Genomic DNA, 1,343 nt, shown 5'->3' with positions numbered 1-1,343 from the left:
AAGTGAAAAAGATGCTGACAAATCAGTAGAAATTCCAGTAGTAGTAACTTATCCAGACAAATCTACAGACAATGCAACAGCAAAAATCAATGTAGCAAAATTAGATGATGTCATTGATAGAACAAACGATCCAGATGCAAAAACACCAGATGGCTACCATAGAGTAAAATTCGTAGCAGGTGACGGTATCGAAAAACTAGATAATGTTAAAGTATACGATGTAAAAGATGGTGTAGCATTAACAGAAGGACAATATCCAAAAGTAACAGTAAAAGAAGGATATGAAAATCCAACATGGTCAACACCAGCAGGAACACCAATAACAGCTGACAATGCAACAATAACAGCAACAGCTACAAAAACAACACCAGCACAAACAGATGCTGATAAGCTAATCCCATCATATGCAGACAAAGATGGAAAAGCAGGTACACCTGTAACAACAGATGCACCAACATACAAAGATGCAGATGGAAAAGACGCAAAAGCACCAGAAGGAACAAAATACACACTAGGAAAAGATGCTCCAGAAGGCGCAACAATAGATGAAAACACAGGAAAAGTAACCTACACACCAAGTGAAAAAGATGCTGACAAATCAGTAGAAATTCCAGTAGTAGTAACTTATCCAGACAAATCTACAGACAATGCAACAGCAAAAATCAATGTAGCAAAATTAGATGATGTCATTGATAGAACAAACAATCCAGATGCAAAAACACCAGATGGCTACCATAGAGTAACCTTCGTAGCAGGTGATGGCATCGAAAAACTTGATAATGTCAAAGTATACGATGTAAAAGATGGTGTAGCATTAACAGAAGGACAATATCCAAAAGTAACAGTAAAAGAAGGATATGAAAATCCAACATGGTCAACAAAACCAGGAACAGCAATAACAGCTGACAATGCAACAATCACAGCAACAGCTACAAAAATCGGTCAAACAGCAACACCTGTAATCACAGCACCAAAAGCTGACGATAAGACAATCACAGGAACATCAGAACCAAATGCTAAAGTTGTGGTAGAACTTCCAGATGGAACAAAAGTAGAGACAACAGCTGACGAAGATGGTAATTGGAAAGCAGATGTACCTTCAGGCAAAGAACCAAAAGAAAATGATGTTATAAAAGCAGTAGCAACAGTAGATGGTAAGAAACCATCAGATAAAGCTACAGCAACAACTGGTAAAGCAGACGCTAAAGATAACGAAAAATATGAACCTGAAACAAAACCAGTTGAAAAAGAAAAAGGTCAAAAACCATCAGATAAAGAGATAACAGATGCAGTAACAGTTCCAAATTATCCAGGAGATAAGGAAAAACCAAAAGTTACAATCG

At 37.2% G+C, this 1,343-nt stretch carries 1 protein-coding gene; it reads left to right on the top strand.

Annotated elements, in window-relative coordinates; genetic code table 11:
* On the top strand, positions 1 to 1,343 hold a 1,343-nt coding region (locus NH288_RS11330), incomplete at both ends, for a YPDG domain-containing protein (RefSeq protein WP_265215408.1).

Source organism: Anaerococcus sp. NML200537 (assembly GCF_026131715.1).
Classification (GTDB): Bacteria; Bacillota; Clostridia; order Tissierellales; family Peptoniphilaceae; genus Anaerococcus; species Anaerococcus kampingae.
This window is presented reverse-complemented; position numbering and strand designations above follow the sequence as displayed.